Source organism: Campylobacter concisus (genome assembly GCF_015229965.1).
GTDB lineage: Bacteria > Campylobacterota > Campylobacteria > Campylobacterales > Campylobacteraceae > Campylobacter_A > Campylobacter_A concisus_BD.
In genome coordinates this window covers 1-2,045 of record NZ_JAAKZB010000048.1, presented here as the reverse complement: position 1 = coordinate 2,045, position 2,045 = coordinate 1, and the positions used below count along the sequence as shown (strand labels likewise).

1 protein-coding gene is annotated in these 2,045 nt (G+C 31.2%); it reads left to right on the top strand.

Features of this window, described 5'->3' with window-relative positions; genetic code table 11:
• Positions 1-2,045, top strand: a 2,045-nt coding sequence (locus G6W43_RS10470; protein ID WP_194169763.1) for a hypothetical protein, incomplete at both ends; no start/stop codon positions are given.

Genomic DNA, 2,045 nt, shown 5'->3' with positions numbered 1-2,045 from the left:
AGGATAGATAAAAAATATATAGACAACATAGAGCAAAAAAGGGAAGAATTTAAAGAGATCGCCTATCAAGATGACACCAACTATCTTGATAACTACACCAAATACGAAGAGTTATTTAAGACAAATTTCTCTCACGTAAATGCTTATGCTAAGCAGCCAAATGATATGGAGAAGATCAAAAAAAGTGAAGAAGAGTATATGAAAAAGGTAACTCTCTCTTTTAAAGCAGTATTTGATAAGGTAAATGAAAACACCTTAAACAGAAGAGAGGCTGAAGCATATAACAATAGTAATATCTCAAGCCAACTTATAGATGATATAAAAAATGGCTCATCAACCGCAGATGAATACCAATCACAAATGCAACGTATAATACAAACCCTTCCAAAGCGCTACTCTTTCATAGAAGCACTATCTCTTGGAGTGGCTTACTTTATAATGACTAAAAGCTATTCAAAAAAAATGATAAAGAAAAGCATTCAAGATGGTGATGAATATATAGCAATAGAAGATGATGAGATAAAAGCCTTACACTCAAACTCTATAATAAGAATTTTTGATAGGGATTTAAAGCTATTTTTCTATAAAGACTCAGTAAAAAATAGTGGCTTAAAAAGTGGCGAGTATCTATGTATAGAAGAAATTTCTAAATATATGGATGGAGTAAATAACAAGGATGTAGTTAGCGTTGAAGAGCTTTTAGCTGAAAATGAAGTTGGTAAGAATGCAGATATCAAAGACCCTTTGCAAAAAGATCTAATGAAACTTCTTATAGAACAAGCTGACAAGATAGATGAGAACTATAAAAAAGATGAAACTGCTATAAAAGAGGCTATAGCTGCTAAGAATAAAAACACTCTAAAAGAGGCTATAAACTTAAAAGATATAGCATATAGCAACGATAGAGATATAAATAAAGAGGTAACCTCATTATTAGTAAAAACTACTATAGAAGAGGTATTTCCACTAGCAAAATTTGTTGGCGAAGATGGCATATCTAAGATATATGAATCACTTGGTTCTTATATATTTAATAAAGATGCAAAGGCACTAAGAGAGACATTTCTTGATGAGCTTGGGGTATTAAATTTAGTAAAAAGCCTACTTGGTGCAAGAAAAACTAAAGAGATAGATAGATATATCTTGCTAATAACAAGTCTAAAAACTACAAGCGTAGTTTTACAACATTCAAAGCTTAATCTAATCATTCAAGCTTCAAATGCTTTTAGGCTTCATATGGCGATGGAGTATTATAAACTAAGTATAACTTATACAGAGATCACAACATATACCTTTATGAGATATACTCATAGGTTTAGCTATACAGATTTTCAAGAGATAAAGAGACTAATAAAAGATTATGCAGGATCGCTAGGCAAGAGCATAGGTGCTTCTATGGTTAGTGGTGCATTAGAACTTTGGAAAACATCCTATGAAAAACTAGAAGAGAACTACAAAGAGATAATGCACACAAGATACACATATAAATTTAATGAAGCTTACGCATTAAATAATATCTCATATAAACCTATGTCTATAAAAGAAGCCTATGATAAAAATAGTACAAATAGCTATTGCTACTATCCAGTAATGATCTATCAAAACTACATAAGTCTAAATTTAAATAGACTATTTCTAGGAGCTAATATAAGCAGTGGAGGATTAGACTATAACTCATTTATATACTATGACATAGACCACAAGAAAAACAAACTATCTTTTAACCTAGCTTCTAAACTAGCACTAAATAACCTTAGTACCTATCTATGCTTAGATGAGCTAAGAGGATCTGGTAATGAGATAGATGCAAGGTATTTTAACTATGCTAGAAGTAGATACACTGAATCTGATGTAGAGATAAGGGAGCTAAATTTGGATGTTAAAGAGGAGAAAGAGGTGTATGAAATTTATAAGCGAAGCTCATTAGCAAACGTAGCATCAGGCAAACCAAAATATCCGATAAACTCATATCAAAAAGCAGTAGAGATAATAAACAAATTTAAAAAAGGTATATTTAACACAGACGATAGCGATAACTCTCATCG